This is a genomic window from Thalassospira sp. SM2505 (assembly GCF_054901115.1).
On record NZ_CM142731.1, the window covers coordinates 2,026,556 to 2,052,796 of the forward strand.

The window sequence follows — 26,241 nt, forward strand, 5'->3', positions numbered from 1 at the left end:
GGGCAGGGTGTGGATCACCTTGCCCCGTTTTCATGTTCGGGCTAGAAACGCTGTATGGCTGACATCTGGTTTTATCATCTCACCAGCTTGCCGCTGGAACGCGCACTTCCCACCCTGCTCTCCAAAACGCTGGAGCGGGAAAAACGTGCTGTGGTGATGACCGGTAATGATCAGCGCATTGATGCGATCAACACGCTTCTCTGGACCTATGATCCGGCAAGCTGGTTGCCCCATGGTTCTGCCGCTGATGGTGATCCGGAAATGCAGCCCGTCTGGCTGACATCCGAGGATGAAAACCCCAATGGCGCACAGTTCCTGTTCCTGACCGACCGTGCGATGAGCGACAAGGTCGCGGATTACGAACGCGTCATCATGCTGTTTGATGATCGCGACCATGATGCGGTGGCCGAGGCCCGCACGCGCTGGAAAGACTGGAAAGACGCCGGTCACAAGCTGTCCTACTGGCAGCAATCCCCGCAAGGCGCGTGGGAGAAAAAGGCAGAGAGCTGATTGATCATTTCCGGTGATCAAGTCGTTCCTGAACCGGATGTGACGTCTTCAAACAGGATTTCCACCAGCGCTTTTGTCACGTCTTGCTCGGTCAGTTTTCCCGCAGCCATTTCATTGATTGCCGGGAAACTGTCGGATGCCAGGTCAAACAGCTTTGACTGAATTTCGGATGCACGCACTGGCCAGTCGGGATCAATTTGTGCAAGTCCCAACAGCATGCTCCGCGCCATCTGATCGGCATCACCGCTTTTGATCGCGTCCTGAACCTGCGGGATTTGTTTGGCCTCCGATACTGCAACATCAAGTGTCGCCAACAAATCGGCAAGTTCCTTTGCCTGTTTCTGAATATCGGTAACCGGATAGTTTTGTTCGATCTCGCGCAACGGCGCGACAGCGGCCGACGTGCCATAACTTCCCAGATAGGAGATCGCCCCGCCAAGCTGCCAGTTTTCCCATTTTTTCCAGACCCCGGCCTTGAGATCGTCAATCATCGGGGTCGCAATCGTGCCACTATATCGACGGAAAATCTGATCAACCGTGTAAGGGGCGGGGCGATTTGAAATGCGGTCTTCTATCGAGCTGGCAAGACTGGAAATATCTTTGAGGGCCTGTTGATAGTCACTTTGTGCACTCATCGGGAAACTCCCTTTTCATGTGCGATGATATCAGGCATCGACCGCCGTCCACCAGTTTGCATAGCGCGCATTGCCAAAGGCCGTCTGGCCGTCATAGGGGGCGCGAAGTTCATTTGTGCCGCAGTGAATCTCGCCATGCGCGACATGGTAGTCGTCCCAATCATCAATAAAGACGCATTCCGGACCGTTCTGAATTGCCGCGATCTTCTGTCTGATATCGTCCTCAAACAGATCATGACCGTTATTGGGCATTGTGTTGTCGACAATCCAGGGACCAAAAGGCTTGGGAATCATGAGTTTGTCGTTCCCGACGAACATATTGACCATATCCCCGGTCATGGCGCCACTGCGGAAACCGCATTCTCGACCCGGATAAATATTGAAGCCATTATCTGCGCCAATTGTCCAGAAGCTGATCTTGTCGGAAATTGTGAAGTTACCATTGATCTGATGCACTGGAATGAAGATTACGGGCACCTTGATGATATCATTGTCCGTCAGATCGAACGCTGCCTTTAATCGACGGATGTTCTGATTGATCAGATTTTCAATACCATAGATATTCCAGTCTCTGAGTTGTTTGTATGTGTAGTTTTGCAGGTTTCCGGTATTGATATCCTGCCAGCTTGTTGGGGCCTGCCCGTTGCCGAGAAAGTCGGTGATCGTACCTGTCGCATCTATGGCGTTGCCGATACTAAGCCCCGCAAAGTTTGGGGTCGCATTGCCCGGCGAATGTGGTGGGCGCGCAAGAAGTGGTGCGTTGCCATGTGCATTGCGGTTATTGCGCAGAATGCCATAGGCCGTTGCCGGACTTGCGATCAGCAGTTTCCATTTCTTGAAGGCATTGGCCGGGTTGTCGTCCGGAACGAATGTCATCATCTCGTCCACATGACCAACCGCCAACCAGTCAGTGTTCAGTGTGATTGGCGGCTGCATGTTCTGCGCATCAAAGAAGTCTCTGCTGCTTTGATCCACGGTGCTCTGGACATTGTTGCCGAAATAGATCCGTCCATATCGGTAATAGGTTGTCGCGCCGTTCACCGTTTTCTGCACGGGGGGCGTAACGGCAATATTACCCCCGGAATTGCCATCATTAATGCCATCAGCACTCCCTGCCGCAGGGTAATACAGCCCTACATTCTGGCTGATCAGCGTTTGGTAAATCCAGTTCTGCAATGACCGCCAGCGATGAGCTTTCATGAAGGTGTCCTTGCTTTGAACACCTGCTCCGTTTCCTGGCCAGACACTGTGACCTGAGACAATGGTATCGCGCATCCAGCGATCCCTGCTGATGCCGGGCCTCGCGATTCTTCCCGCAGCAATGAAATTCTGCCAGGCATTGCCGTTCAGATAGGGAACGTGTGTGAGTGCGGACGTGCCCGGTGTGGCCAATGTCAGGGCATAGGGCGGGTTTTCGTTGGCGACGGGAACGCCAAGGGCCGCTTGAAAGTTGGCATTATTGGCATCGACAACATAAATCTGCGAAACAGTTTGACGATGATGATTGCCGATCCAGCGCGCAACGACAACCCGGTCTGCAAAGAGATAGGTGGGATTGCCATTGCCTGTGACTTCCTGCTGGATCACGTTTAGGGCGATGCGGATTTGCCCGGATGTAAATCCTGTGCCCGCAAACCGGACGGCTTCAACTGCATAGAGTTTGGACGCACCGACAGTGACGGTGGTGATCGGGACGCTGTGGGTCGTTTCGGGGCCAATGATTTCGGCGCTGTTATTCAGGATGCCGTCGAAAATCCGCAAATGCTGTTGGGCAGGGTTTTCGCCAAGGGTTCCGATCACGCTTAACAGCAAGCTCCAGCCCACCGGAATAGCCGGGGCACCTGCATTCGGGCCAAGGGCATTTCGCCGGATTTCAAGGCGGGATGTGCCGGTGACAAGGTCATTGTTGCCATTGACCCGCTGATCCTGATTATCCGTGTATCCGGCAGCGGTATTGTTGCCGTCACGATTGCAGTTGACCGGAATGATCGCGCCCACACCGGCGGTGCCATAGGTGATTGCCCCCGGTGTTACCTGATTAAGGAGACCGGCATCATCCAGATTGCCATCGCGATTGCGATCAGTATGAAGCGTATACCAGACAACATCGAGATTCTTCGCATTGACGGCATCACCATTCACAACAATGTTCTGTTCGTTGACAGGCACGAAACCGGCACCGGAAATCTCAAGATCCCATGTACCGTTTGCGATGTTGAATACACGCGAAACCGCGACATTCGGCGTCAGGACGACATTCTGGATTTGTTGTGGCTGGCCCACGCAAGTAAATGAAACACGTACTGTGTTAAACGGGTAAACTCCGGCGGGGGCGGTCAGCTGGACGGTGTAATTTGCCATGGCGTCCTCAGCGGCTGCTAGGTTCGTGGGATGGGGGTTCGTGCAACGCATCGGCAATCAGTTGCCGTGCCTGAAGTGCGTTGTTTAAAACCGCAATCCGGTCATCAATGGTGCCAAGACCGGTATCTTTCAGGATCGCGCTGGCCCAAGGCTGGCTGAAGACGTCCGGGCCACCTGTGAATTGCGCCGTCGCATAATCAGTGATCCCGTCGGGGGTTTTCGCGCCAAGCTTGATCGCGGCATCCCCGGCGGCTTTGCTGGCGTTCGCCAGACTGTCGGCGTCGTAGCCCGCGACCGCATCGGGAATGGTGATCTGCAAGTATCCGGGCAGAGATGCGACGACATCCTGCAAGGACGGCACGGGCGAGGGGGCCGGTGCTGGCGTCGGAGTTGGCGTTGGGGTCGGAACTGGGGTCGGAACTGGCGTCGGGACCGGTGTTGGTTGCGGCTGAGGCTGTGGCTTGGGATCGGGTTTGACGCCGCTGCCACCTTGCAGGGCACCGACTGCCTGGGATTCTTGGGTCAGAAGTTTTGCTATTTCATCAGCAAAGCGTTTCTCGGCCTGATAGCGTGTTGCGGCACTGGCATCGAATTTCTGTTTGCTAAAGATGCTCATGGATTTCAGGCGTTCGGCGTCCTGCGCGCTAAAGGCCGACAGGGTCGCCGATATCTGACCGGCGCCGGAGGACAGTCTGGATGCAAGATTTGCGGCATCGGGGCATTTGCCGCTGGCAATCGCCACATCACCTTCGGCGGCTAGCTTTTCAAGCGACGCCGTTTCCGATGACAGGGTGGAAAGCTGTGTCTTGGTACGGACATCCACCTTGTTGCCCGTGACCGTCACGACGGTCGGGTACTGGGCCAGTGTTCTGGCAAGGTCATTGATCCGGTCGGCATAGGCCATCTGTCCAATCCCGCTTTGATATTGACCATCCCTAGACGGGACAGCAGCGGGTTTGTGAATGCCGACCGGCGGGACATTTTGAACAAAATATTTGTGTTGTATATTTCAACTTCATGAAAGCTATGCGTAAAATGCATGATCATTGCCATTGATGAACGGCGTCCAGTCAGGTACACAAGAGCAATCGAACGCGCCGATTTGCTCCTCAGCTTGCGGGCGCGATAAAAATGCGGCTAAAGCGAGAGGGCGTATATGCTCCGTATGTACGACCGCCTCGGTTAAGCCGCGGCGGTTTTTTTGTATCTACGGAAAGGTTGGGGTCCATGATCAGGCTCTCGAACGTCCAGAAGACTTATGCTGCCCGGCGTGGCAGTGAAGAACATACAGCGCTGCGCGGTATCGATCTTGATATTGCAGCAGGCGAGATTGTTGGTGTCATTGGCCGTTCCGGTGCCGGTAAATCTACCCTGATCCGTTGTATCAATCTGCTTGAAACGCCGACCTCGGGCTCCGTGGTTGTGGATGGTACGGACGTGACCAAGCTTTCCAAGCGTGATCTTCCGTTGTTCCGTCGCCAGCTTGGCATGGTGTTTCAGCATTTCAATCTGCTGTCGTCGCGCACGGTCTATGACAATATCGCGCTTCCGCTTGAACTGGCCGGTGCCAGCAAGGCCGAAATCGCCGAGGCGGTAAATCCGCTTTTGCCGCTGGTCGGACTGGAAGAAAAGCGGGATCGCTATCCGGCGGAATTGTCCGGTGGTCAGAAACAGCGTGTCGGTATTGCGCGCGCCCTGTCATCGAGCCCCAAGGTTCTTTTGTGTGACGAGGTGACCTCGGCCCTTGATCCGGAAACCACCCGCCAGATCCTTAATCTGCTTAAAGACATCAATAAACGTCTTGGTCTGACCATGGTGGTGATCACCCATGAAATGGCGGTGGTCAAGGCGCTGTGTGATCGTGTTGCGGTCATGGATGGCGGTGTGATTGTCGAAGAGGGGCTGGTTGACGGCATTTTCGCCAATCCGGTTCACGACACCACCAAATCGCTTCTGGCCGATGAATTCGTCGAATTCCGCGCCGGCCAGTCCAGTAACCAGTCCAGCGACCAATCTAACGGGCAGGAGGGTTAATTCATGTTTTCGACACTCGCACCGATCTTGCTTCAGGCGACCGGGGAAACCCTTTACATGGTTGCTGCTGCCTTGACGCTGGGCACCTCGATGGGCCTGCCGCTTGGTGTGCTTCTGGCCACATCCGGACGTGGCGAACTGTTTGAAGCGCTTTGGTTCCAGCGTATCTTTGGCCCGATTGTCAATGCGACCCGTTCGGTTCCCTTTATCATTCTGGCCGTGGCGATCATTCCGTTCACCCGCCTGATTGTCGGAACGTCAATTGGTACGTCCGCGGCGATTGTGCCGCTGACCGTGGCGGCGATCCCGTTCATTGCGCGAATCATCGAAGGTGCCATTCGTGAAGTCGATAGCGGCCTGATCGAAGCCGCCCAAGCCATGGGCGCACGCCCGGTTCAGGTTGTGACCAAGGTTCTGCTGCCCGAAGCATTGCCCGGCATCATTCATGGCCTGACCCTGACTGCGGTGACCCTGATCGGCTATTCGGCCATGGTCGGTGCCGTTGGTGCCGGTGGGCTGGGCGATCTTGGCATTCGCTATGGCTATCAACGCTTCCGCCCCGACGTGATGGCGGCTGTTGTGATCACCCTGATTGTTGTGGTGCAGGCTGTTCAAAGCTCTGGCGACTGGATGGCGCGCAAGGCTGATAAACGTAATATATGAGCAATCCTCATATTTTGAAATTCCCGCAAAGAACCAGCTAAAACAAGGAGTTTTACAATGCGGTTTCTGCTTAAACTGACGGCTGCGGCCGTTCTGGCATCGGCCCTGACCGGTCAGGCACTTGCCAACGAAAAAATCAAAATCGGCGTCACCCCGGGTGCGCATGAAGAGGTCATGGAAGAAGTCGTCAAGGTTGCGGCGACCAAGGGTCTTGATATCGAAATCGTCAGCTTCTCGGATTATGTCATTCCGAACCAGGCGCTGGATGATGGCGATCTGCAGGCCAACAGCTTCCAGCACAAGCCGTATCTTGATAACCAGATCAAGGATCGTGGTTATGATCTGGCAGTGGTCGGCTATAACATCCTGACCCCGATGGGCATCTATTCCGACAAGATCAAAAGCCTCGACGAGCTTAAAGACGGTGCGGAAATCGGCATTCCGAACGATCCGACCAATGGTGGTCGTGCGCTTCTGGTGCTGCAGGCACAGGGCCTGATCAAGGTTGATCCGGCAGCCGGTCTGGTTGTCAGCCCGCTTGATATCATCGAGAACCCGAAAAACATCAGCTTTGTCGAGCTTGATGCTGCACAGCTGCCGCGTTCGCTGGCTGATCTTGATGCCTCGGCAATCAACACCAACTATGCGCTTGAAGCCGGTCTGAACCCGATCAAGGATTCAATTGCGATTGAAGGCAATGACAGCCCCTATGCCAACGTGATCGTCACCCGCACCCAGGACAAGGATGCGGCCTGGGTCAAGACGCTGGTTGAGGCCTATCACGATGACAAAATCCGCGAGTTCATCGAAACCAAATACGAAGGTTCGGTTCTTCCGGTCTTTAAAATTTCTGAATAATCAGCCTGATTATTCAATTTAAGTTAATCGCCCGCGTGCCTTCCGGTCCGCGGGCGATTTTCATTTCGGGTTCCTGATTGTCGGGGATCGAGCTTGGCCTCAATCCGCAACCCTCAACCCTCAACGTACAGTCATCAATCAAGTGTGACCATGCCGTGCCATGCGGTCAGAAGGGCAACCCCGATAAACAGCAATCCTGCCGCCCGCCCGATAAAGATGGTGGCGACCGGGTTGCCCGTGATCAGATTGCGGCTGGTTCCGGCAGCAAGGGCAAGCGCGCCATAAACGGCAAGCTGAACCGCAGCCGTCATGATCCCCATCACCAGCGCCTGTGACCAAAGCGGGCCATATTGCGGGCGGATGAATTGCGGATAGACCGCAAAGATAAACAGATAGGCCTTGGGATTGAGCATGCAGGTGATCATGCCCTGACGAAAGGCGATCCACAGTGATGATGGTTTTGCCGCCCGGATCGCCCCGACGGTGATCGCACTTCGGATCAGGGTAACCCCGATCCAGACCATATAGGCCGCCCCGGCAAACAGCATCACATTCAAAAGCCAGGGGGCAATGGCCAGAAGGGCGCTGATGCCGATTGCGCCAAGCAGGGTGTGATACACCCCGCCAAGCATGATACCGACCGTTGCCGAAAGACCGGCACGCCGCCCGCCGGTCAGGGCATTGGCGATGACAAAAAACATATCCATTCCGGGCACGATAATGATGCCCGAAAGCAGAACGAAAAATAGCCAGAGATTTTCAACATAGGTCATGGCACGCCTTGCATCGGGGTTCGTAAAAGTTTGTCACCCGGAAGCTAGCAGGGCGCTCCTGACAGGATCATGTCAGGAATGTCGGTCGCATGATGATCCTTCTGGCGGGAATAATCTGGAACCATTGTAATGTAGGGTTGCTTATATTAGATGTTGAACCAAAAGAACATTTCACGGGGCGGGACAATTTGTGTGCGAAAGTCTGTTCTTCGGGTATTATTTGCAGGTGTCATACTTGAGAATAGGGTGCCTTGGGTGTGGGCAGGCTTTGGCGGCTTGCGCAATGTGCGACTGACAGAAGCAGGAAGGCGATGATCAAACTGGGCCATGTGAAGTCATTTATGGTGTGTTTCGCACCGCTGTCCGCCGTCTTTCTGAGCATTGTCGGATTTCTGGCATGGGAGGGAAGCTCTGTCCGGGAAAAGGCCATTGCCGATGACCAGCGCTATGCTCTTGAGAAGTCGATCTCGGTCCTGCGGGAACGTATTGAAATTGTTATTTCCGATCTTTTGATCCTGTCTGAAAGCAAGCAGATTGACGCGGTTGTTGCGGGCACATCAAACCTGACGGAACTTGCGGACGAGTTTGCGGTTTTTTCCCTGCGCCGCGGTCTCTATGACCAGATTCGCCTGCTTGATAATGACGGTATTGAAGTTGTGCGCGTCAATTATGGCAGCGGCATCCCATTTTCCGTGCCGATGCGCGAGCTTCAGGACAAAAGCAACCGCTCCTATTTCCGGATGGCAAGAAATGCACCGCGCGGGACGATCTATATTTCGGGCGTTGATCTGAACGAGGAATTCGGACAGATCGAAAAACCGATCAAGCCTGTGGTCCGGTTGTCTGCACCGGTGTTTGACAAGTTTGGCGAGCGCCACGGTGTCATGGTTCTGAACCTGCGTGCGGCTCCGATCTTTAACGAGGTCGTCGATGCCTTGCGCCTTGATGGCGCAGAGCCCTTTGTCCTTGATGACGATGGTGGCTGGATGCTTGGCGGCGAGGAGGGGGAAAACTGGTCGGAGGAACTGACCGGCAAACCATCAAGCATCGGCGACCGTTATCCGAAGGCGTGGGAGAACATGCAGCTTGGCCTGCAAAGTTTCCGGGTTGATAGCGGATTTTATTCGGTACAGCGTCTTGATGTTTCCGACCTGTTTTTGGCACGCAATTCGTTGCGTTCGCTGGCGGTTATTTTTGGCAGTGACGACGAAAAAAGCAGCCGTTTGAACCTTTATGTCGGTGCCCGGCTGCCCACCGATACGTTAAACCAGCTTCTTTCGCCCGAGCGCGACACACTGATCATCGTTTCAGCAGCCTTTCTTTTGCTGATTGCGGTGGGCAGTGCCGCCTATGCCTGGACTCGCCAGAACCAGATTATTGCCAGTTTTGATGCCCGCCTGTCCGAACAGGTGCTGCGGGCCTCAAAGAACAGTGTGGTCGTCGCCGATGAGAATGGCATCATCCTTAAGGTCAATCCGGGCTTTACGGCAATGACGGGTTATTTGCCCAACGAGGCGGTCGGCAAACCGCTTTCCTTCCTGCGTGCCCAGCGCGAAAATGCCGAAGCGCTCGACGATATCCTGATGTCGGCGCGCGCCAATGGCATCTGGGAAGGCGAAGTGCGCAACCGTCGCAAGGGCGGGGATTTCTTCTATTCAAATGTGGTGGTCAGCGCGATTACCGACCCCACAACATCGGATGTCAATTTTGTCGAGATGGGACTTGATATCTCGCGCCATATGGAAAACGCCCAGGAATTGTGGCGTCAGGCCAATCATGACGCGCTGACCGGGCTTCCGAACCGGCTTTTGTTCGAGGACCGTCTTGAAGTCTCGTGTGGTCATTCCGAGAATGAAGGGCATTCGGTCGGGCTTCTCTATATCGATCTTGATGGCTTCAAGCCGGTCAATGATCGTTATGGCCATGAAATCGGCGATCAGGTCCTGCGCAAGGTTGGCGAGCGGATCAAGAATACAATCCGTCAGGGCGATACGGTCGCACGTCTTGGCGGGGATGAGTTCGCGGTGATTGCCGATGACGTGAACGGGCGCGAAGAAGCCGAATGGGTCGCTCAGAAAATTGCAGCATCCATCCAGCGCCCGATCGAGATTGATGCGCTGAGCATTACCGTTGGTGCAAGTGTCGGGATCGCGATTTTCCCGACAGATTGCAAGGAAACGGTCGCGCTGCTGGGACTGGCAGATGAAAAAATGTACCAGAACAAGCGGATCAGAAAATCCAAGAGTGGTGATCTGGCCAGTGCCCTGAAGTAACACAAAAAGCCAACCCCAAACGCCCGGTCTTGTAACCATGACTGGGCGTTTTTTTGTACCCTTAACCGGAGCAGATCAGAAGTTCGAAATGCCGGATACCATGATTATCAAAATCAGCAGGCTGGAACACTGGTGACAGAGTTTTGGGATGCTCAATCAAAACTGTTGATGGGGACATGTGTATTCTTCTGACATTGAATGTCTGTCGTTGGGGGAAAAATGGCGATGGGTTTTTGGGGGCAGCGTCGGGGATTAGGTCTTGCGACGTTTGGTGTGGCCTTGTTGTCGGGAACAGCAATTCAGGCGGCGGATTTCACGATTTCCAGTGGTGTTACCGACACAACGGCCAAATCGCTGACGGCCGGGGAAACCGGATTGATCGAGGCGGGCGGGGTTCTTAATGTTGCAGCGGGGACGTCGATCAGTGTTGCGGGCGATGGCGTGACGGTGACGAATAATGGCACGATTTCATCAACAAACTCGGCAATCAATGGTGGTGCGACGTCAACCAATGCCCGGTTTACAAATAACGGCAGTATTTCAACAACCGCCGCGTTTGGGTCCGGGATGGTTGCGCAAGGAACCGGCAGTACGGTGATCAATAACGGGTCAATTACAACAACTGGCGCGAATGCCTTCGGCCTCCGGACCACCGTCGGAACCAACATCACGCTTATCAACACTGGGACAATTTCCTCAGCCGGTAACGGGATGTCTTTCGATATCTCAAACGGCACTGGTATCAATAGTGGCTCAATCACCTCGACCGGTGGTTCCGGCATTGACCTATCAGGTAGCAACAATAAAATTACTGTTACTGATACCGGGATCGTCAATGTGTCGGCGGCCAGTGCCCGGGGCATTATCAGTACGGGTGCGAATACGACAGTCACGGTCAGCGGAACGATTATGGCGACCGGGAGTGCGACAGAAGCGATTCGTTTCACAAGCACCGGTGGCATCATTAATATCAATGCAGGCGCGACGATTGTCGGGACCATTGATCCGGGGGGTGCAACCAGCGTGATCAATATCGATGCGTCGGGGGGCGGCCGGTCTTCAACATTGACCTTTACCAATGCCGGAACAATCAATCCATCGTCGGGGGGCGACGGACTGGCCGTGCAAAGCGGTTCGACAGTGGCGATTGTTGATCCCACGGGCCTTGCGGCCAACCGGGCGGCATTGGGGTCAACCACAGTGGGCATTCATCAGGCTGTCAGCCAGCAACTGGCACGGTCGAACAAGCCGGACCTGATTGTGGTCGCCGCCGATGAGCTGGAGCCCGGCATGCTGTTTGTCGAAGAAATGCCGTTTGCATGGGGGCAGGTTTTTGGCAGTTACCTTCAACGTGGCGATGACGGGGCGGCCTTGGCCTATTCAAGCCGGGTTGGCGGGGTGATTGCCGGATATGAAAAGCCGATTGATGATCACAGCATCGGCCTGTTTGGCGGAGCATCGGTTGCGGGCATGAAAACCGACGAGGCATCGGTTGAAAGTGACAGCAACGGTGTGTTCATCGGCGGATACGGGGAATATGTTTTCGGGAAATGGGCCCTCGACGGGGCGGTGGTTGTCGGATACCAGCACCATCAGGATGAACGTCTTGTGGTCGATAACCTGAAGGGCGAGGAAACAGCCCAATCGGATTACAACAGTGTCTATATCAGCCCCTCCCTGGCGCTGATCCGGTCGATTGATCTTGCCGGGGGCATAGAGCTGCGTCCGTCCGCGGAGGTGAATTACACCTATGGCTATTACGGGGAATATAGTGAAACCGGCACGACATCATCGAACCTGACCGTCAAGGGGCACGGGGTGGATGTGATCAATGGTCGTCTGCAACTGGCCGCCCGGCAGGATATTGCCGACGGGCTTGGCGAAATCGAATTGCGTGGCGGGATGAAATACAGCTATTTCGGGCGCGACAGCGTTGATGTCGGCCTGAGGAACGGACCGATGACACGCTATCAGGGAACAGGGGATACGTCATCGCGTGGGGGGTATGTCGGGGGCAACATGCGCTATGACATTGACCGGCGCATGACCTTTGTCGCCGATATGGAAATGGGCGCTGCCACAAACGAGGAACGGTCCATCAGCGGGTATCTTGGGCTGGAATACCGGTTCTAGGAGCAGGGGGCGTTAAAGTTGCCGCACCCAGTGCGGCAACCCTGCGGCATAACTGGGGGATGACGGGGAAGTGTCCCGGTTGCGTATGTAAGCATCGAGGGCTTCGGCGCGGACCTGACTTGGTGCGGCGTTGAATTTGGCGCGGAAGGCCCGGCTGAAATGGGATTCACTGTTAAATCCGCATTCAAAGGCGATGGTGCCAATATTCTTGTGGCTGAAGCGGGGCTGTGACAGCAAATGCAGGCTGCGCTGCAAACGGCGGTCCCACAAATAAGTCGCGACACCGCCATGGGGGGCGAAGATGCGGTAAATCTGCGACCGTGACATTCGAAAGGTCTGGGCGAGCAATGCCGGAGTGATGTTTTCGGACAGGTTGTTGTCGATATAGCGGTAGATGATCCGGGTTAAAGCGGTCGAGGCGGGCACATCGTATTCATCGGGAAAAAGCCCCTTGCGCAGCAGGCATCCCTGCATCAGATCAAGGGTACCCTGCACCGCGCTGTCCGCCTGACTGATTGTCATGTCGGGAATGCTTTGCCAAAGATTTAAAAAGCTGTTGCCGATGAAGCTGACCAGGGGATTGTTTGATGGCAGTTTCCTGCCATGCAGTGCCGATAACCGGTCTGAAACTTCCGGTCGCTTGTCCCGTGGGAGGACAAGGGTCAGGTTTTCAAAATCGCTGTTGATCATGTCATGGGGCTGATCAAGATCAATGATCAGCATGTCGCCTGCAACGATATGCTCGTTGTCTTTGGTAACACCGCTGCCCTTGAGGAAAAGCTGAACCAGAATGTGATCCATATCATCCTGTATCACCCGGCGGGTATTGCGCGTGAATCGCTGGGCTTGTGATCTGGTTACACCAAAAACGGCGTCGCCGAGATTGCAGACATCGATTTTTGCATGAACATTCGTTGACTGCTTCCCGCCATCGGGCATGGCAAGATCGAAAAAGACGCCGATATTTTCTTGCCAGGCATCAAAGCGATGATCTGGCTCGATACTGGCCGTGTCAAAATGCGATATCGGAACCTGTGCCGTTTCGGACAATCTGAACATTCTTTCACATTGCGGGTAAGGCAAGCAGGTGGGCCAAAACGATGTCCCTCACCCGTTTTTAAATTAACCGAAGGTTGATGATTGCAGCTAATTTATATTTCGTCACATCGCTTTAGACAAGCGCCATTAGAAGCTTTCTAAGGGTGGTGTGGGCCCAATATCCTGGTGGTTCTGCCTTTTTCAGGCCACCATCGCCTCATACTCTTCCTGCTTGTCGAGCCATTTCTGTTCGACCATGGCAAGCTCGTTTTCGATCTGGCCGAGTTCCTTTTGGATGTCGGCCAGTTTTTGCGCGTTGGCGTCTTCGTAAAGGGTCGGGTCGGCCATTTTTTCTTCGATGCCGGCTTTGCGTTCGGAAAGCTTTTCCATCTGCTTTTCAAGCTTTTCGACTTCGCGCTTTATGGGGGCTGCTACCTTGCGTTTTTCGGCGGCCTGTTGGCGTTCTGCCTTGCGGTCGCGTTTGGCGGGCTTGCCATTGCCGTTTCCGTCTTCGCCGCCGTTCTTGTTGGCACGGCGTTCCATGCGCGCACGATCCAGAAGATACTGGCGGTATTCGGCAACGTCGCCGTCAAACGATGTGACCGTGCCGTCCGCCACCAAAACCAGACGATCCGCACAGGCCTCGATCAGATAGGGATCGTGGCTGATGATGATGACCGCACCTTCATAGGCATTGAGCGCATGGTTGAGCGCATCGCGGCTGTCGATATCAAGATGGTTGGTTGGTTCGTCAAGGATCAGCATATGCGGGGCATCAAGCGTCATGAGCGCAAACAGCAAACGTGCCTTTTCACCACCAGACAGGTCCTTGACCTTGGTGTCGCCCTTCGCGCCTTCGAAGGCAAAACGGCCGAGCTGGGCGCGGACCTTGCTTTCGATCACATCGGGCATCAGGGATGCCATATGCTGATAAGGCGTTTCATCGCCGCGGAGTTCATCTGTCTGGTGCTGGGCAAAATACCCGATGCGCAATTTGTTCGAGGATGTCTTTTCGCCGTCAGTCAGTTCAAGCCGGTCCGACAGCAGTTTGGCCAGTGTTGATTTACCATTGCCATTGGCGCCAAGAAGGGCGATGCGGTCATCCATATCAATGCGCAGGCTGATATTGCGCAGAACCGGTTTGCCCGGCTCATAGCCGACTTCACCATTATGGATATTGATCAGGGGCGGCGGCAGTTCCTTGGGGCTCGGGAAGTCAAAGGAAATACCGCGATCCTCGACCACCGGAATGGCCGGGCCCATTTTTTCAAGCATTTTGACACGGCTTTGCGCCTGTTTGGCCTTGCTGGCCTTGGCGCGGAAGCGGTCGATGAAGGATTGCAGATGCTTTTGCTGGGCGATCTGTTTTTCATAATGCTTGGAGGCCAGTTCCATCTGTTCGCGGCGCGTCTTGGCGAATTTGTCGTAATTGCCGCCATAGAGCGTCACCGTGCCATCATGCAGATGGGCAATGGTTTTGACCACGCGGTTCAAAAGATCGCGATCGTGACTGATCAGGATGATCGTGCCGGGATAGTTGATCAGATAGTTTTCAAGCCAGATGGTGGCTTCAAGATCAAGGTGGTTGGTCGGCTCGTCAAGCAGCAGCAGATCAGGACGCAGGAACAGGGTCGCCGCCAGGGCCACACGCATGCGCCAGCCACCGGAAAAGTCATCACAGGCGCGTTGCTGAGCCTCGGCGTCAAAGCCAAGGCCCGAAAGGATCGATGCAGCACGCGCTTCGGCGGTGTGGGCATCAATATCGGCAAGGCGGGTGTGGATTTCAGCAATGCGATGGGGATCGGTGGCTGTTTCGGCCTCGTCAAGCAGGCTTGCGCGTTCGGTATCCGCGGCAAGAACAGTATCAAGAAGGGACCGGCTGCCAGCAGGAGCTTCCTGTGAAACCACGCCCATGCGGGCACGCTTTGACAGGACAATGTCGCCACCATCGGTTGCCAGTTCGCCCGAGATCAGCTTGAGCAGGGTGGATTTGCCAGCACCATTGCGACCAATCAGGCCGACTTTATGGCCATCGGGAATGGTCAGGGAAACCTGGTCAAGAATGACGCGGCCACCAATACGATAGGTGAGATCGGTAATTTGCAGCATTTTATCGGTCGTTCTCTTGATCGTGTAATCCGGTTTTCCCGAGCATTCCCGCCAGTGGTCGGGGGAATCGCAAGGATTTCTGTGCTTTCAATAGGGCAGAGTGCCGTTTGAAGCAAGGTTTCTTGAAACTGTAACCCGTGGAAAATCACCGGAAACAGCAAGGTTATAACCATCGGAAGAATCGCAGTTTTATGCGTTTTTGCGCATTTTCGTGATGGTTTTGAGGTCAATGCAGCTACTGCAGGTCTGTATTGCGCGGGCAGAACTATCTGTTGCGTTGCGCTTCAAGCCCGTTTATATAGCGCCAACCTTTGGGTCTGTGGATGATAAGGGAGCTCTAATCTATGGCTCCTTTATGTTCCGCAGGCCCTTTTGGAAGCCCTCTTGGGGGGTAACGAAATTTTAAAAAGCTAGGTGAAACCAATGGCTGTCGAACGCACTCTTTCGATCATCAAGCCGGACGCAACGCGCCGCAACCTGACTGGCAAAATCAATGCCGTCATCGAAGAAGCTGGCCTGCGCATTGTCGCACAGAAGCGCGTCGCACTGACCCGCGCTCAGGCTGAAGGTTTCTATGCAGTTCACAAAGAACGTTCGTTCTTCGGTGAGCTCGTAGACTTCATGGTCTCCGGCCCGGTCGTCGTCCAGGTTCTGGAAGGCGAAAACGCTGTCGCGACCTACCGCGAAGTTATGGGTGCAACCAACCCGGCAAACGCCGAAGAGGGCACCATCCGTAAGCAGTTTGCAGAATCCATCGAAGCGAACTCGGTCCATGGTTCGGACTCGCTCGAAAACGCTGCAATCGAAATTGCTTACTTCTTCGCTCAGACCGAGATCGTCGGCTAAGCTTGGAATACAGAATTCCGGTTCATCCGGTAAAGAAAACGCCCCGCAGATTGCGGGGCGTTTTTTTGTGCCTGCGTTCTGGAATGAGAGATCAATCTATCAGGAAAGCCGCCATCAAAAGCAGCAAAACAGCAATGGAGATAATGCTCCAGAGAACGAACTTGGTCCAGTTGTGCCAGCCCGTTTCATGGACCTTGACCAGTTCGACGTCGTAGTCGCTTCCTTGCATTGTTTCCTCCCCAATTTCTGGGCCCAATTGCTGGGTCCGATTGTTTCGGATTTCGGGGGTACCCCGGCTATCAATCAAGACAACAGACAAATCTTAGCGATATTTAACCTGTGGGTGAATATCTTTTGTTCACGGATCGTTTTGTGCGCCGCAACGTTGTGGACAAGGCAGGGTCCCCATGCAATGATGCCGGTATGGAAAATGTTGTAACCAATGCATCTGCACGAATTTTTACCGTCATTCACAGGATGGCGGGGTAGCGACGTTTTGACCAAATGAAACCCACCCGCCGGCGAGGCGGGTTTTTTGTGGCTGTCTCCCGGTATTTTTGAACAAGGGAGATTTAAATGCAGCCTGCGCCATCGCATCAAGATCGACGTCAACCAGCCGAGCCAGCCGAACCAGCCCCCGTGCTGCATATGTTATGCGGAAAGATCGCCGCCGGAAAATCCACGCTTGCCGCAGAACTGGCGCGAAAACCCCGAACAGTTCTGATTGCCGAGGATGAATGGCTTTCGGCCTTGTTTGGCGATCAGATGACCTCTGTTGCCGATTATATCCGTGTTTCAGGGAAACTTCGCACCGTCATGGGCCCGCATGTCAGCATGTTGCTGATGTCGGGGATTTCCGTGGTGCTTGATTTTCCGGCCAATACCGTGACCTTGCGCGGCTGGATGCGGCAGATATACGAAGATGCCGGTGCCGGTCACAAGTTGCATTTTCTTGATCTGGATGAAGATGTCTGCAAGCAGCGCCTGCGGGCACGCAACCGGACGGGAACGCATCAGTTTGCGGCCAGTGACACCCAGTTCCACCAGATTTGTGCGGCTTTTCAACCACCAGCCATTCACGAGGGCTTTGATGTCGTCACTTATGTGACAGATACGATCTGAAAACAAAAAAGCTGCCAGAGAATGGCAGCTTTTTAAATTCCGGCTTGATGCAATCAGATCAATGCCAAAGGCAGATCACAGCAGGAAAATGGCCATCAGGACCAGAATGGCGATAACCGAAATGGTCGACCATTTCACGAAGCTGGTGAAACCGTCATAAATCGCGACATGGGTGTCGGTAAGTTCGTAGTCGTTACCCTGCAAGATTGCCTCCTAGGTTTGAATTTTTCAAATTTATATCTGCTGGGTTGAGGTGAGGCAAGCCCAAGATTAACCATAAATATCATCCCTTTGACCAAGGTCACACTGGCTCATTGACCATCGTTGCGACAACCATAAGGCAGGAAGGTACCGGTGAGCCCGTGGCTCATCATCGCAAGTGACATCTCGTTGGCGTAGTCGAGCTCTGTCTTGGATTTCGGGCAGGCATAGGCTCGCCCGGCACAGCCATTCTCGATATAGTCTTCCTCGGCCTTGGCAAATTCGGGGCTGAGTGCGCCGCGCGGAATTTCATCAAGCATTTCATCCCGGGTTTCCTGATAGACAGCGCATTTTTGTGCCCGCCAGGATTTTTCACCCGTTTGCATATCGGCCTTGTAGGAGTCCAGATCTGGATCGGAATCGGCCATCGCAGGACTGGTGAGCATGGCCAAAAGGGCGAAGGGGATGATCAGTCCGGAGAGCTTGCGCATCATGGTATCGGTTTTCCGTGGCGGTGGTGGTATTCGTTGATCCCATAACAGCATCAGAATGCGCAAAGATTATGACCCCGGTTTGCGGATCTGGCAGCAGGCCAAGAAAAAGGCGGGACATATGGTATGTCCCGCCTTTTATGCGTTCAGAAACCTGCGCAGCCAGCGCCAAAGGTTCTTTCATCCGGGCTCGAGTGCTGGGTTGATTTCAGCAAAATCGGCCTGCGGGGCGTCGGCAACCGTCACGATGCCCTTGTCATTGACCGAGACGCGGCCTTCGGCGATCCAGCGGATGACCTGCGGGTAGATGCGGTGTTCCTGTTTAAGGATGCGCTGGGCGAGTTTGCCCGCATCATCGCCGGGGAGAACAGGGACGACTGCCTGGGCGATGATCGGGCCGCTATCGACTTCGGGGACAACATAATGCACGGTGCATCCGGCAAATTTGACCCCGGCATCAAGGGCAGCCTGATGAACATGCAGGCCCTTGAAGCTTGGCAGAAGCGACGGGTGAATATTGATCAGCCTGTCTTTCCAGCGGGTGACAAAGCTTTCACTGACCAGTCGCAGATATCCGGCAAGCACCACAAGATCCGCACCGCTTTCCTCGATCAGGGTGCTGACCGCCGCGTCATAGGCTTCGCGCCCGCCGGGATAGCCCTTGTGCGGGATGGCTTCGGCACGGATGCCTGCCTTGCGGCCGCGTTCAAGCCCGCCTGCGTCAAGCTGGTTTGAGAAAACCAGAACGATTTCGGCAGGGTAGTCAGCTGCATTGCAGGCATCAATGATAGCCTGCAAATTGGACCCGCCGCCTGAAATCAGGACGGCGAGTTTAAGCTTGCTTACTTTTCCCATGCGGGGCCCATGTTCTTGATAACGACCTGCGGGCCGTCACCGGCACGCGGGCCGATCACACCGATCTGGCTGACGGTTTCGCCATGTTCACGCAGGATGGCTTCGGCCTCGTCTGCTTTATCAGCCGGAACCACAACGCACATGCCAATGCCGCAGTTAAAGGTGCGTGCCATCTCGACGGCGGGAATGCCGCCTTCTTTGGCGAGCCATTTGAAGATCGGAAGGAATTCCCAGGTGCCGGCATCAAAGACAGCCGTCAGGTTTTCCGGCAGAACGCGCGGAACGTTTTCCGTCAGGCCGCCACCGGTGATGTGGGCAAGGGCCTTGACCAGACCGGCCTTGTGGGCTGCCAGACAGCTTTTGACGTAAATCTTGGTCGGTTCAAGAAGGGCTTCGCCAACGGTTTTACCCGGTGCAAACGGGGCTTCGTCGCTGTAACCAAGGCCTGCCTTGTCGACAACCTTGCGGACCAGCGAATAACCGTTCGAGTGAACGCCACTGGATGCCAGACCAAGGATCACGTCACCTTCGGCAACGTTGCTGCCATCAAGAAGTTCACCGCGTTCGGCGGCACCCACGGCAAAACCGGCCAGATCATATTCGCCATCCGAATACATGCCCGGCATTTCAGCGGTTTCACCACCGATCAGTGCACAGCCAGCCTGTTTGCAGCCCTCGGCGATGCCCGCAACCACGTCGGCGGCATTATCGACCGACAGTTTGCCGGTTGCGAAGTAATCAAGGAAAAGAAGCGGTTCAGCGCCCTGAACGACAAGGTCATTGACGCTCATGGCGACAAGGTCGATACCGACGGTGTCGTGCTTGTCGGCAAGGAAGGCGACCTTGAGCTTGGTGCCGACACCGTCGGTGCAGGAAACCAGAACCGGGTCGTTGTAACCGGCAGCCTTCAGGTCAAAAAGTGCACCGAAACCGCCAAGCCCGCCGGAAACACCGGAGCGCGAGGTGGCCTTGGCCAACGGTTTGATTCGATCGACAAGGGCATTACCGGCATCGATATCGACACCGGAGTCCTTATAGGTAAGGCCTTTGGAGGCGGTCATTTTGGTGATCCTTGGCATCAAGCATGCATGAAAAAAGGGCGGCATAACCCGCGTTTTTCATCAATACGTACCGACTTCCAATCGACGTTCACCGGGCATTTGCGGGCCGGGTCGCAGCGGATATGCTGCTGTTTGACCAATCCGCCTTACTGACGCCTTTAATCAGATGCAGGAATATTCGTCAGTCCTACTGATAAAAAACGCGGGCTTGATAATTTCCGCTGGGCCGAAAATACTCAAACGCGGACAATATGCAATGATCACCTGCGCATGACAGAGTTTTCTTTGCAGAATGCGTGCAACATGCCACAAAGAGCATTGCACAAGAATTCGACAAGACACGATTAGGGCAACGAGGCATACGTGCTTACTTCATTGAAAAACATCAAGATGTTGGCTGGCGCCGTTACCGTTTCTGCGCTGATGGCATTTCCGGCTTTCGCACAGGACATTTTCACCGTAACGGGCGTTCATGTCGATGAAAGTGCGGAAACCGCCGCAGCTGCGCGCGAAAAGGCACTGGAAATCGGACAGCGCAAAGCATTCGAAGAAGTGGTTGCGCGCCTGACGCTGCCCGAAGACCGCGCCGGATTGCAGATTCCTGCGACCTCGGAAATCACCAATATGGTGCGCGATTTCGGCCTGTCGAACGAAAAAACGTCGTCGGTACGATATATCGCGGACATGACCGTGCGCTTCAAGGATGATGAATTGCGCCGTTTCTTGCGGTTCCGCGATATCTCCTTTGCCGAGCTGCAATCAAAACCGGTGATGATCGTCCCGGTATATCGCACATCGGGCTATGTCAGCCTGTGGGATGATCCCAATCCCTGGCGCGATGTCTGGTCACGCAATATCGCGACATCGGGACTTGTTCCGGTCAAGGCACCGATTGGAGATCTGACCGATATTGGCACCATTTCAGCCGAACAGGCGGAAAATGGGTCGATGGAACGTCTTACGACACTGGCAAATCGCTATGGGGCGGGTGTCGCCGTGGTGGCAAGTGCAGATGTTGCCGGACCGACCGGCGGGGAAAGTGTCAATGTGACCGTGACCCGCTATGATCCCAACAGCGGCCCGCAGGTGTTTGGTGTTCAGGAAAATACGCTTCCTGGTGAAACGCTGAACGAGACGCTGGTGCGTGCCGCGAAGTCGGTACAGGACCAGCTTGCCGATGGCTGGAAGCGTGCGAACCTGATCAATTACAGCACGGGCGGTAGCCTGATGGTGTTTATCCCGATTACCGGTTTGCAGGACTGGGCCAAGATCGAGGACAAGCTGATCGGTCTTCCGGTTGTGCGCAATTCGCGCGTGGTGGCGATGTCACGCCGCGAAGTTCAGCTGTCGCTGGATTTCGTCGGTTCGACCAGTCAGCTGCAGACGGCCCTTAACCAGCAGAACCTTAATCTGAGTCGCATGGGCGAGCTCTGGTTCATCCAGCCGACCGGTTCGGACCGTTTGCAGGGCCTGTCGATTGGCGGATAAGCCAAGCGGCGCGCCATCAAGCCTAACAGGGGGGCGGTTAACGCCCCCTGAGTTTTCGCCACAGGTTTCGGGCGTCTGGCAAAAAGGGGTACCCAGACATGACGTTACGGCAAAAGGCACGTTTCTGGCTTTTATTCACTGTCGCCTTCTTCTTTCTGGTCTGGCTGTTTTCGGGCATCCTGTTGCCGTTTGTTGCCGGGATGGCGATTGCCTATTTCCTTGATCCGCTGGCAGACAAGCTTGAAGCGCGTGGCGCTAGCCGAACCATCGCGACAAGCATCATTACGGTGTTGTTCTTCCTTGTCTTTATTCTGGTCCTGCTTTTGATCGTACCAATGATCGGAAGCCAGCTTGCCGGGTTCCTTGAACGGTTGCCGGGGTATGTCGATGCGTTGCGCACCAATGTTGCACCGTATTTGCAGCATATCCTTGACCGCGTTGCGCCCGAGACCCTGCAAAGTGTTTCCGATGCTGTTAAGGGCCAAAGTGCCAATGCGCTAAAGTGGGTTGGCAATGTTCTGACCAATGTGCTTTCCGGTGGTCTGGCGCTTCTGAACTTCCTGAGTTTGCTGTTTATTACCCCGGTTGTGTCGTTCTATCTGTTGCGCGACTGGGACAAGATTGTTGCCAAGATCGATAGCTATCTGCCGCGTCGTTCGGCCGAGGATATCCGCCAATGTGCCAGCGAGATCGATGAAACCCTTGCCGGGTTCGTGCGCGGGCAGGCGACCGTTTGCGTCTTGCTTGGCCTGTTTTACGGATTGGGCCTGACGCTTGCCGGACTTGAATTCGGCTTTGTGATCGGGCTTATGACCGGTTTGGTATCCTTTGTGCCGTATTTTGGCATGATCGCAGGCTTTGCAGTCGGGATGGGGGTTGCGATTGCCCAGTTCGGATTTGGTATTGATCTTGGTCTTGTCGCGCTGGTGTTCGGGATCGGACAGATTTTGGAAGGCAACTTCCTGACCCCCAAACTGGTTGGCGACAAAGTCGGTCTTCATGCGGTCTGGGTGATGTTTGCCTTGCTTGCCGGTGGTGCGGTGTTCGGTTTGCTTGGGGTGATGCTGGCGGTTCCGGTTGCGGCGGTGATCGGCGTACTTGTGCGTTACGGTTTAAGGCAGTATCTCAGTAGTCATCTATATGACCACGGACCGGATCATCCACGCGGTGATGCGGTTACAGACGGCGAGAATTGAGACCATCGTGACCCGGGCAACAAACAATCCGGCCAATGAAACAGACAATCCGGTGGCGGATGTGCAGGATGACCACGCGGCAATCACGCCCGAAGTCGCCCCGCAACAACTGCCACTGGCTCTTGAATTGCGTCCGGCTCTTGGACGTGATGATTTCATGGTTGCCCAATGTAACCGCGAAGCGGTGGCCTGGATTGACCAGTGGCCGAACTGGCCGGTGCCGACATTGTGTCTTTATGGGCCCAAGGGATGTGGCAAAAGCCATCTGGCCGAAGTGTGGCGGGCTCGGTCCGCAGCCCTTAGCGTTGCTGCAGGTGATCTTGGCGGTGTTGATCCCGACGCGCTTCTTGGTGATGCGCAGGGGCTTGTCATCGAGGACGCCGATGGCGGTCTCGACGAGACGGTCTGTTTTCATCTTTACAATATGCTCAAGGAACGGGGCGGGCATTTGCTTTTGACGGCAACCTTGCCGCCTGCGCGCTGGAAAGTGACCTTGCCCGATTTGAAATCGCGTCTTGGGGCGGCACTGGTCTGCGAGATTTCGCCGCCCGATGATGACCTTATGGTCGGATTGCTGATTAAGCTTTTTGCGGATCGGCAAATTCAGGCAGGCCCGCAAACCATCAGCTATATCCTGCCCCGGATCGAACGGTCCTTTGTGGCACTGACCGATCTGGTGGCGGCAATTGATCGCCGTGCGCTTGCTGAAAAGCGCGCCGTAACCTTGCCGCTGGTGCGCAGCGTGATGGAAGATATCCAGATGGCCACAGGGCAGGGTAATCGCGCGGACTAAATCGTCCGGATGCGTTAAATCCGTGTGCCATTCAGCCATTTGCAGTCTATATTCAAGGCATTATCAATTACCGGACTGTGCATGTGAGCCCGCAACGCGTTAAAGCAAAACCGTCATTAAAATCCCAGACCGAAGCCCTGATTGCTGATGGACATGTTCTGGGCTGGCGGGAATGGATCGGACTCCCCGACCTTAATGTTCCGCAGATCAAGGCCAAGGTCGATACAGGGGCAAGGACGTCGTCGCTGCACGCGCTTAATCCCAAACAGATTACCCTGGACGGACGCGATTATGTTCAGTTCGTCTTGCCCCATTATCGCGGTGATGGTCACGGGCGCATCCAGTGTTGTGCCCCGCTGGTCGAACTTCGCGAGATTCGTTCGTCGAACGGAAATGCCGAAGAACGGTTCATTGTGTCGACCCATATCGTCGTCGGGCATCACAAATTGAAAGTTGAAGTGTCGCTTGCCAACCGCTCAATCATGGGGTTTCCCATGCTTTTGGGGCGCACGGCGATGAAGGCAGGAAGATTTTTGGTGCTGCCATCGAAATCTTATCTTGCAGGGAAGCCCGAACAGAGTTAGATGCGCAGAAGAACGATCGTGTGACGGAACAAATTCCCGGCAGGATCGTTTTTTCTTTCTGACAGTATTTCAAAGCCCCGCAAACGACGTCTGGATCGTTCGCGCGCCTTTTGATGCCGACCACGGGAGTTCATTGTATGAAAATCGCGATGCTTGCGCGGAATCCGAATCTTTACTCCCACAAACGGTTGGTCGAGGCTGCCGAAGCGCGTGGGCATGAGATCGACATCATCAGCACCTTGCGTGTTTCGATGAATATCACGTCGATGAAACCCGAAATCTATTATGGCGGCAAAAAGCTTCTGGGGTACGAAGCTGTCATTCCGCGCATTGGCGTTTCGGTTACGTCCTTCGGTCTGGCTGTTCTTCGCCAGTTCGAGATGATGGGTGTTTATCCGCTCAATGAATCGGTTGCGATTGGCCGTTCGCGCGACAAGCTGCGGTCGCTGCAAATCCTTGCGCGCCGTGGTGTTGGTCTGCCGGTGACGGCCTTTGCACACGATCCGAAGAAAACCGACGAGGTTCTGTCGATTGTTGGTGGTGCGCCGGTGGTGATCAAGCTGCTTGAAGGAACGCAAGGGATCGGTGTGGTTCTTGGCGAAACCGAAAAGTCGGCGAAATCGGTTATCGAGGCTTTCCGAGGTGCCAGCGTGGACATCATGGTTCAGGAATTCATCAAGGAAGCGGGCAATACTGACATCCGTTGCTTTGTGATTGGTGGCAAGGTCGTTGCCAGCATGGAACGCAAGGGGGCCGAGGGCGATTTCCGGTCGAACATCCATCGCGGTGGTTCGGCGCGCTCTGTGCGTATTACTCCGCAGGAGCGATCAACAGCAGTTGAAGCCGCCAAGGCAATGGGGCTAAATGTCTGTGGTGTCGATATTTTGCGTTCGAACCACGGGCCTGTCGTGATGGAAGTCAACTCGTCACCGGGCCTTGAGGGGATCGAAGGTGCTACCGGCAAGGATATTGCCAGCATGATTATCGAATTCCTTGAGAAAGATTACCGTCCGGGCAAGGTCCGGACCAAAGGCAAAGGATGACGGCATGAGCGAAACCGGAACGGCCAAGGGAAAAAACAAAACTCCCAAGACCCCTGATTTTGAAATTGGCGGGAAAAAGGTTGCTCCGGGGACACGCAAGATTGTCGATATTCCGATCTCGCTTCTTTCCAATCACACGCCGGTCAATCTGACGGTCAATGTCGTTCACGGGAAACGCCCCGGTCCTGTTCTGTTTGTCAGCGGGGCGGTGCATGGTGACGAGATTGTCGGTGTCGAAGTCATCCGCCGTGTTCTGAAATCAGCTGGACTGCGCGGGATGCGCGGCACCTTGCTTGCAGTGCCGCTGGTTAATGCCTTCGGTTTTTTGAACCATACGCGCTATTTGCCTGACCGCCGTGACCTTAACCGTAGTTTTCCGGGGCATGCGCGTGGATCGCTGGCCGCCCAGCTTGCCCATCTTTTCCTCCATGAAATTGTTGAAAGGTCGGACTTCGGAATTGATCTTCATTCCGCGGCTGTTAACCGCGTTAACTTGCCCCAGATCAGGGTCAATGAAGACGATCCTGACATCATGGAATATGCCGAGGCCTTTGGCGCGCCGATCATTCTGACCAGCCCTCTGCGCGAAGGATCGCTTCGTCAGGCCGCGCGCGAGCTGGGGGTGCCGATCCTGCTTTATGAAGCAGGCGAGGGGCTTCGCTTTGATGAAATGTCGATCCGGGCAGGAGTATCGGGTGTTTTGCGCGTGATGCGCAAACTGGGCATGATATCGCAACGGACCATACGCGAACCGCGCGTGAAGTCGTTCAAGTCATCGAACAGTCACTGGCTGCGCGCGCCTGTCGGCGGCATCTTGCGCACATTCAAGATTGCCGGCGAGTTTGTCCATGCAGGCGACGTGGTGGCCGCCGTGGCCGACCCGTTCGGGCAAACCGATGAAGAAGTCTTTGCGCGTGAGGATGGCCTTATTATCGGGCGTACCAACCTTCCGATTGTCAATCAGGGGGACGCGCTGTTTCATGTGGCCTCGATCAAGCGACCATCCGAAGTGCAGGAACGCATGGATGCCATCGAAACCCATCTGCAATCTGATCCGTTGCTGGATGAAGACGAGATTATCTGACGAGATTATCCGAGGGACTTGAGTGGGCTGCGGCGATGTCTGGGTATCTGCTGTTGTCTGAATATATTGATGACCAGACCTGCATCGAAG

The 26,241-nt window shown here is 54.8% G+C and carries 24 protein-coding genes and 1 pseudogene; 14 read left to right on the forward strand and 11 right to left on the reverse strand.

The window, feature by feature from the left end; translation table 11 throughout:
* Window positions 1-54 precede the first annotated feature (54 nt).
* Entirely contained in the window at window positions 55-510 is a 456-nt protein-coding gene (locus ACTU44_RS09355; RefSeq protein ID WP_336080470.1) for a DNA polymerase III subunit chi, read from the forward strand.
* A 17-nt stretch (window positions 511-527) separates the two neighbouring features.
* Here ACTU44_RS09355 and ACTU44_RS09360 read toward each other — a convergent pair whose 3' ends face one another.
* From ACTU44_RS09360 to ACTU44_RS09370, 3 genes are read right to left on the reverse strand one after another with little or no spacing between them, the layout of a single operon-like run.
* Window positions 528-1,145, reverse strand: a complete 618-nt coding sequence (locus ACTU44_RS09360) for a hypothetical protein (RefSeq protein ID WP_462097275.1) — start codon at window positions 1,143-1,145, stop codon at window positions 528-530.
* Window positions 1,146-1,175: 30 nt separating this feature from the next.
* Entirely contained in the window at window positions 1,176-3,506 is a 2,331-nt protein-coding gene (locus ACTU44_RS09365) for a protein-arginine deiminase family protein (protein WP_462097276.1), read from the reverse strand.
* 7 nt (window positions 3,507-3,513) lie between these two features.
* Complete coding sequence (locus ACTU44_RS09370; RefSeq protein ID WP_462097277.1) at window positions 3,514-4,410, reverse strand: hypothetical protein; 897 nt, start codon at window positions 4,408-4,410, stop codon at window positions 3,514-3,516.
* A 323-nt stretch (window positions 4,411-4,733) separates the two neighbouring features.
* Between ACTU44_RS09370 and ACTU44_RS09375 the strand changes: the two are divergent.
* The 3 genes and pseudogenes from ACTU44_RS09375 to ACTU44_RS09385 all read left to right on the forward strand — a co-directional run.
* Window positions 4,734-5,462, forward strand: a pseudogene (locus ACTU44_RS09375) (methionine ABC transporter ATP-binding protein); the annotation flags it as partial.
* A gap of 81 nt (window positions 5,463-5,543) precedes the next feature.
* Window positions 5,544-6,203: a methionine ABC transporter permease gene (locus tag ACTU44_RS09380; protein ID WP_114098817.1), complete on the forward strand. Its 660-nt coding sequence runs from the start codon at window positions 5,544-5,546 to the stop codon at window positions 6,201-6,203.
* 57 nt (window positions 6,204-6,260) lie between these two features.
* Window positions 6,261-7,061: a MetQ/NlpA family ABC transporter substrate-binding protein gene (locus ACTU44_RS09385; RefSeq protein WP_114098816.1), complete on the forward strand. Its 801-nt coding sequence runs from the start codon at window positions 6,261-6,263 to the stop codon at window positions 7,059-7,061.
* Between the two features lie 134 nt (window positions 7,062-7,195).
* Here ACTU44_RS09385 and ACTU44_RS09390 read toward each other — a convergent pair whose 3' ends face one another.
* Window positions 7,196-7,834 (reverse strand): LysE family translocator, encoded by a 639-nt coding sequence (locus ACTU44_RS09390; protein WP_114098815.1) that lies wholly within the window; start codon window positions 7,832-7,834, stop codon window positions 7,196-7,198.
* Window positions 7,835-8,145: 311 nt separating this feature from the next.
* On the opposite strand from ACTU44_RS09390, the gene ACTU44_RS09395 reads away from it, so the two are divergent.
* Window positions 8,146-10,107, forward strand: a complete 1,962-nt coding sequence (locus tag ACTU44_RS09395; RefSeq protein ID WP_462097278.1) for a diguanylate cyclase domain-containing protein — start codon at window positions 8,146-8,148, stop codon at window positions 10,105-10,107.
* A gap of 219 nt (window positions 10,108-10,326) precedes the next feature.
* Complete coding sequence (locus tag ACTU44_RS09400; RefSeq protein WP_462097279.1) at window positions 10,327-12,240, forward strand: autotransporter family protein; 1,914 nt, start codon at window positions 10,327-10,329, stop codon at window positions 12,238-12,240.
* A 12-nt stretch (window positions 12,241-12,252) separates the two neighbouring features.
* Here the strand turns inward: ACTU44_RS09400 and ACTU44_RS09405 are convergent, their stop codons facing one another.
* Window positions 12,253-13,299, reverse strand: a complete 1,047-nt coding sequence (locus tag ACTU44_RS09405) for a helix-turn-helix domain-containing protein (RefSeq protein ID WP_462097280.1) — start codon at window positions 13,297-13,299, stop codon at window positions 12,253-12,255.
* 180 nt (window positions 13,300-13,479) lie between these two features.
* On the reverse strand, window positions 13,480-15,387 hold the full coding sequence (locus tag ACTU44_RS09410) for an ABC-F family ATP-binding cassette domain-containing protein (RefSeq protein WP_462097281.1): 1,908 nt from the start codon (window positions 15,385-15,387) through the stop codon (window positions 13,480-13,482).
* Window positions 15,388-15,810: 423 nt separating this feature from the next.
* Here ACTU44_RS09410 and ndk point away from each other — a divergent pair, with 423 nt between their 5' ends.
* Window positions 15,811-16,233, forward strand: a complete 423-nt coding sequence (gene ndk / locus ACTU44_RS09415; RefSeq protein ID WP_068518216.1) for a nucleoside-diphosphate kinase — start codon at window positions 15,811-15,813, stop codon at window positions 16,231-16,233.
* Window positions 16,234-16,324: 91 nt separating this feature from the next.
* Here ndk and ACTU44_RS09420 read toward each other — a convergent pair whose 3' ends face one another.
* Complete coding sequence (locus ACTU44_RS09420) at window positions 16,325-16,462, reverse strand: aa3-type cytochrome c oxidase subunit IV (protein WP_147252010.1); 138 nt, start codon at window positions 16,460-16,462, stop codon at window positions 16,325-16,327.
* 347 nt (window positions 16,463-16,809) lie between these two features.
* Here ACTU44_RS09420 and ACTU44_RS09425 point away from each other — a divergent pair, with 347 nt between their 5' ends.
* The gene (locus ACTU44_RS09425; RefSeq protein ID WP_462097282.1) at window positions 16,810-17,355 is read left to right on the forward strand and encodes a P-loop nucleotide/nucleoside kinase family protein; all 546 of its coding nucleotides are present in this window, start codon (window positions 16,810-16,812) and stop codon (window positions 17,353-17,355) included.
* Window positions 17,356-17,430: 75 nt separating this feature from the next.
* Here ACTU44_RS09425 and ACTU44_RS09430 read toward each other — a convergent pair whose 3' ends face one another.
* From ACTU44_RS09430 to purM, 4 genes are all read right to left on the reverse strand, one after another.
* The gene (locus ACTU44_RS09430; protein WP_220150325.1) at window positions 17,431-17,559 is read right to left on the reverse strand and encodes an aa3-type cytochrome c oxidase subunit IV; all 129 of its coding nucleotides are present in this window, start codon (window positions 17,557-17,559) and stop codon (window positions 17,431-17,433) included.
* Window positions 17,560-17,666: 107 nt separating this feature from the next.
* The gene (locus ACTU44_RS09435) at window positions 17,667-18,050 is read right to left on the reverse strand and encodes a hypothetical protein (protein WP_147252008.1); all 384 of its coding nucleotides are present in this window, start codon (window positions 18,048-18,050) and stop codon (window positions 17,667-17,669) included.
* A gap of 177 nt (window positions 18,051-18,227) precedes the next feature.
* Window positions 18,228-18,902 carry a phosphoribosylglycinamide formyltransferase gene (gene purN, locus ACTU44_RS09440; protein ID WP_462097283.1) on the reverse strand — a complete coding sequence of 225 codons (675 nt, stop codon included), beginning with the start codon at window positions 18,900-18,902 and terminating at the stop codon, window positions 18,228-18,230.
* Entirely contained in the window at window positions 18,890-19,963 is a 1,074-nt protein-coding gene (purM, locus tag ACTU44_RS09445) for a phosphoribosylformylglycinamidine cyclo-ligase (protein ID WP_462097284.1), read from the reverse strand. Before purM ends, purN begins: the two co-directional genes overlap by 13 nt.
* Window positions 19,964-20,326: 363 nt before the next feature.
* On the opposite strand from purM, the gene ACTU44_RS09450 reads away from it, so the two are divergent.
* The 6 genes from ACTU44_RS09450 to ACTU44_RS09475 all read left to right on the forward strand — a co-directional run bounded on the left by ACTU44_RS09450 (window position 20,327) and on the right by ACTU44_RS09475 (window position 26,151).
* On the forward strand, window positions 20,327-21,451 hold the full coding sequence (locus ACTU44_RS09450; RefSeq protein ID WP_258548734.1) for a DUF2066 domain-containing protein: 1,125 nt from the start codon (window positions 20,327-20,329) through the stop codon (window positions 21,449-21,451).
* 98 nt (window positions 21,452-21,549) lie between these two features.
* Complete coding sequence (locus tag ACTU44_RS09455) at window positions 21,550-22,647, forward strand: AI-2E family transporter (protein ID WP_336080483.1); 1,098 nt, start codon at window positions 21,550-21,552, stop codon at window positions 22,645-22,647.
* A gap of 7 nt (window positions 22,648-22,654) precedes the next feature.
* A complete protein-coding gene (locus tag ACTU44_RS09460) occupies window positions 22,655-23,440 on the forward strand; it encodes an HdaA/DnaA family protein (protein ID WP_462097285.1) in 786 nt (261 codons plus the stop codon).
* Between the two features lie 83 nt (window positions 23,441-23,523).
* Window positions 23,524-24,024 (forward strand): ATP-dependent zinc protease family protein, encoded by a 501-nt coding sequence (locus tag ACTU44_RS09465; RefSeq protein WP_462097286.1) that lies wholly within the window; start codon window positions 23,524-23,526, stop codon window positions 24,022-24,024.
* A 137-nt stretch (window positions 24,025-24,161) separates the two neighbouring features.
* Window positions 24,162-25,067 carry a 30S ribosomal protein S6--L-glutamate ligase gene (gene rimK / locus ACTU44_RS09470; RefSeq protein WP_114098801.1) on the forward strand — a complete coding sequence of 302 codons (906 nt, stop codon included), beginning with the start codon at window positions 24,162-24,164 and terminating at the stop codon, window positions 25,065-25,067.
* 4 nt (window positions 25,068-25,071) lie between these two features.
* The gene (locus ACTU44_RS09475; RefSeq protein WP_114098800.1) at window positions 25,072-26,151 is read left to right on the forward strand and encodes a succinylglutamate desuccinylase/aspartoacylase family protein; all 1,080 of its coding nucleotides are present in this window, start codon (window positions 25,072-25,074) and stop codon (window positions 26,149-26,151) included.
* Window positions 26,152-26,241 lie beyond the last annotated feature (90 nt).

Coding starts and splice junctions, on each gene's coding strand:
- ACTU44_RS09405 (WP_462097280.1), bottom strand. CDS start 13,299: ATGTTCAGATTGTCCGAAACGGCACAGGTTCCGATATCGCATTTTGAC.
- purM (WP_462097284.1), bottom strand. CDS start 19,963: ATGACCGCCTCCAAAGGCCTTACCTATAAGGACTCCGGTGTCGATATC.
- ACTU44_RS09475 (WP_114098800.1), top strand. CDS start 25,072: ATGAGCGAAACCGGAACGGCCAAGGGAAAAAACAAAACTCCCAAGACC.
- ACTU44_RS09370 (WP_462097277.1), bottom strand. CDS start 4,410: ATGGCCTATGCCGACCGGATCAATGACCTTGCCAGAACACTGGCCCAG.
- purN (WP_462097283.1), bottom strand. CDS start 18,902: ATGGGAAAAGTAAGCAAGCTTAAACTCGCCGTCCTGATTTCAGGCGGC.
- ACTU44_RS09435 (WP_147252008.1), bottom strand. CDS start 18,050: ATGATGCGCAAGCTCTCCGGACTGATCATCCCCTTCGCCCTTTTGGCC.
- ACTU44_RS09355 (WP_336080470.1), top strand. CDS start 55: ATGGCTGACATCTGGTTTTATCATCTCACCAGCTTGCCGCTGGAACGC.
- ACTU44_RS09410 (WP_462097281.1), bottom strand. CDS start 15,387: ATGCTGCAAATTACCGATCTCACCTATCGTATTGGTGGCCGCGTCATT.
- ACTU44_RS09385 (WP_114098816.1), top strand. CDS start 6,261: ATGCGGTTTCTGCTTAAACTGACGGCTGCGGCCGTTCTGGCATCGGCC.
- ACTU44_RS09360 (WP_462097275.1), bottom strand. CDS start 1,145: ATGAGTGCACAAAGTGACTATCAACAGGCCCTCAAAGATATTTCCAGT.
- ACTU44_RS09365 (WP_462097276.1), bottom strand. CDS start 3,506: ATGGCAAATTACACCGTCCAGCTGACCGCCCCCGCCGGAGTTTACCCG.
- ACTU44_RS09455 (WP_336080483.1), top strand. CDS start 21,550: ATGACGTTACGGCAAAAGGCACGTTTCTGGCTTTTATTCACTGTCGCC.
- ACTU44_RS09390 (WP_114098815.1), bottom strand. CDS start 7,834: ATGACCTATGTTGAAAATCTCTGGCTATTTTTCGTTCTGCTTTCGGGC.
- ACTU44_RS09380 (WP_114098817.1), top strand. CDS start 5,544: ATGTTTTCGACACTCGCACCGATCTTGCTTCAGGCGACCGGGGAAACC.
- ACTU44_RS09395 (WP_462097278.1), top strand. CDS start 8,146: ATGATCAAACTGGGCCATGTGAAGTCATTTATGGTGTGTTTCGCACCG.
- ACTU44_RS09425 (WP_462097282.1), top strand. CDS start 16,810: ATGCAGCCTGCGCCATCGCATCAAGATCGACGTCAACCAGCCGAGCCA.
- rimK (WP_114098801.1), top strand. CDS start 24,162: ATGAAAATCGCGATGCTTGCGCGGAATCCGAATCTTTACTCCCACAAA.
- ndk (WP_068518216.1), top strand. CDS start 15,811: ATGGCTGTCGAACGCACTCTTTCGATCATCAAGCCGGACGCAACGCGC.
- ACTU44_RS09400 (WP_462097279.1), top strand. CDS start 10,327: ATGGCGATGGGTTTTTGGGGGCAGCGTCGGGGATTAGGTCTTGCGACG.
- ACTU44_RS09420 (WP_147252010.1), bottom strand. CDS start 16,462: ATGCAAGGAAGCGACTACGACGTCGAACTGGTCAAGGTCCATGAAACG.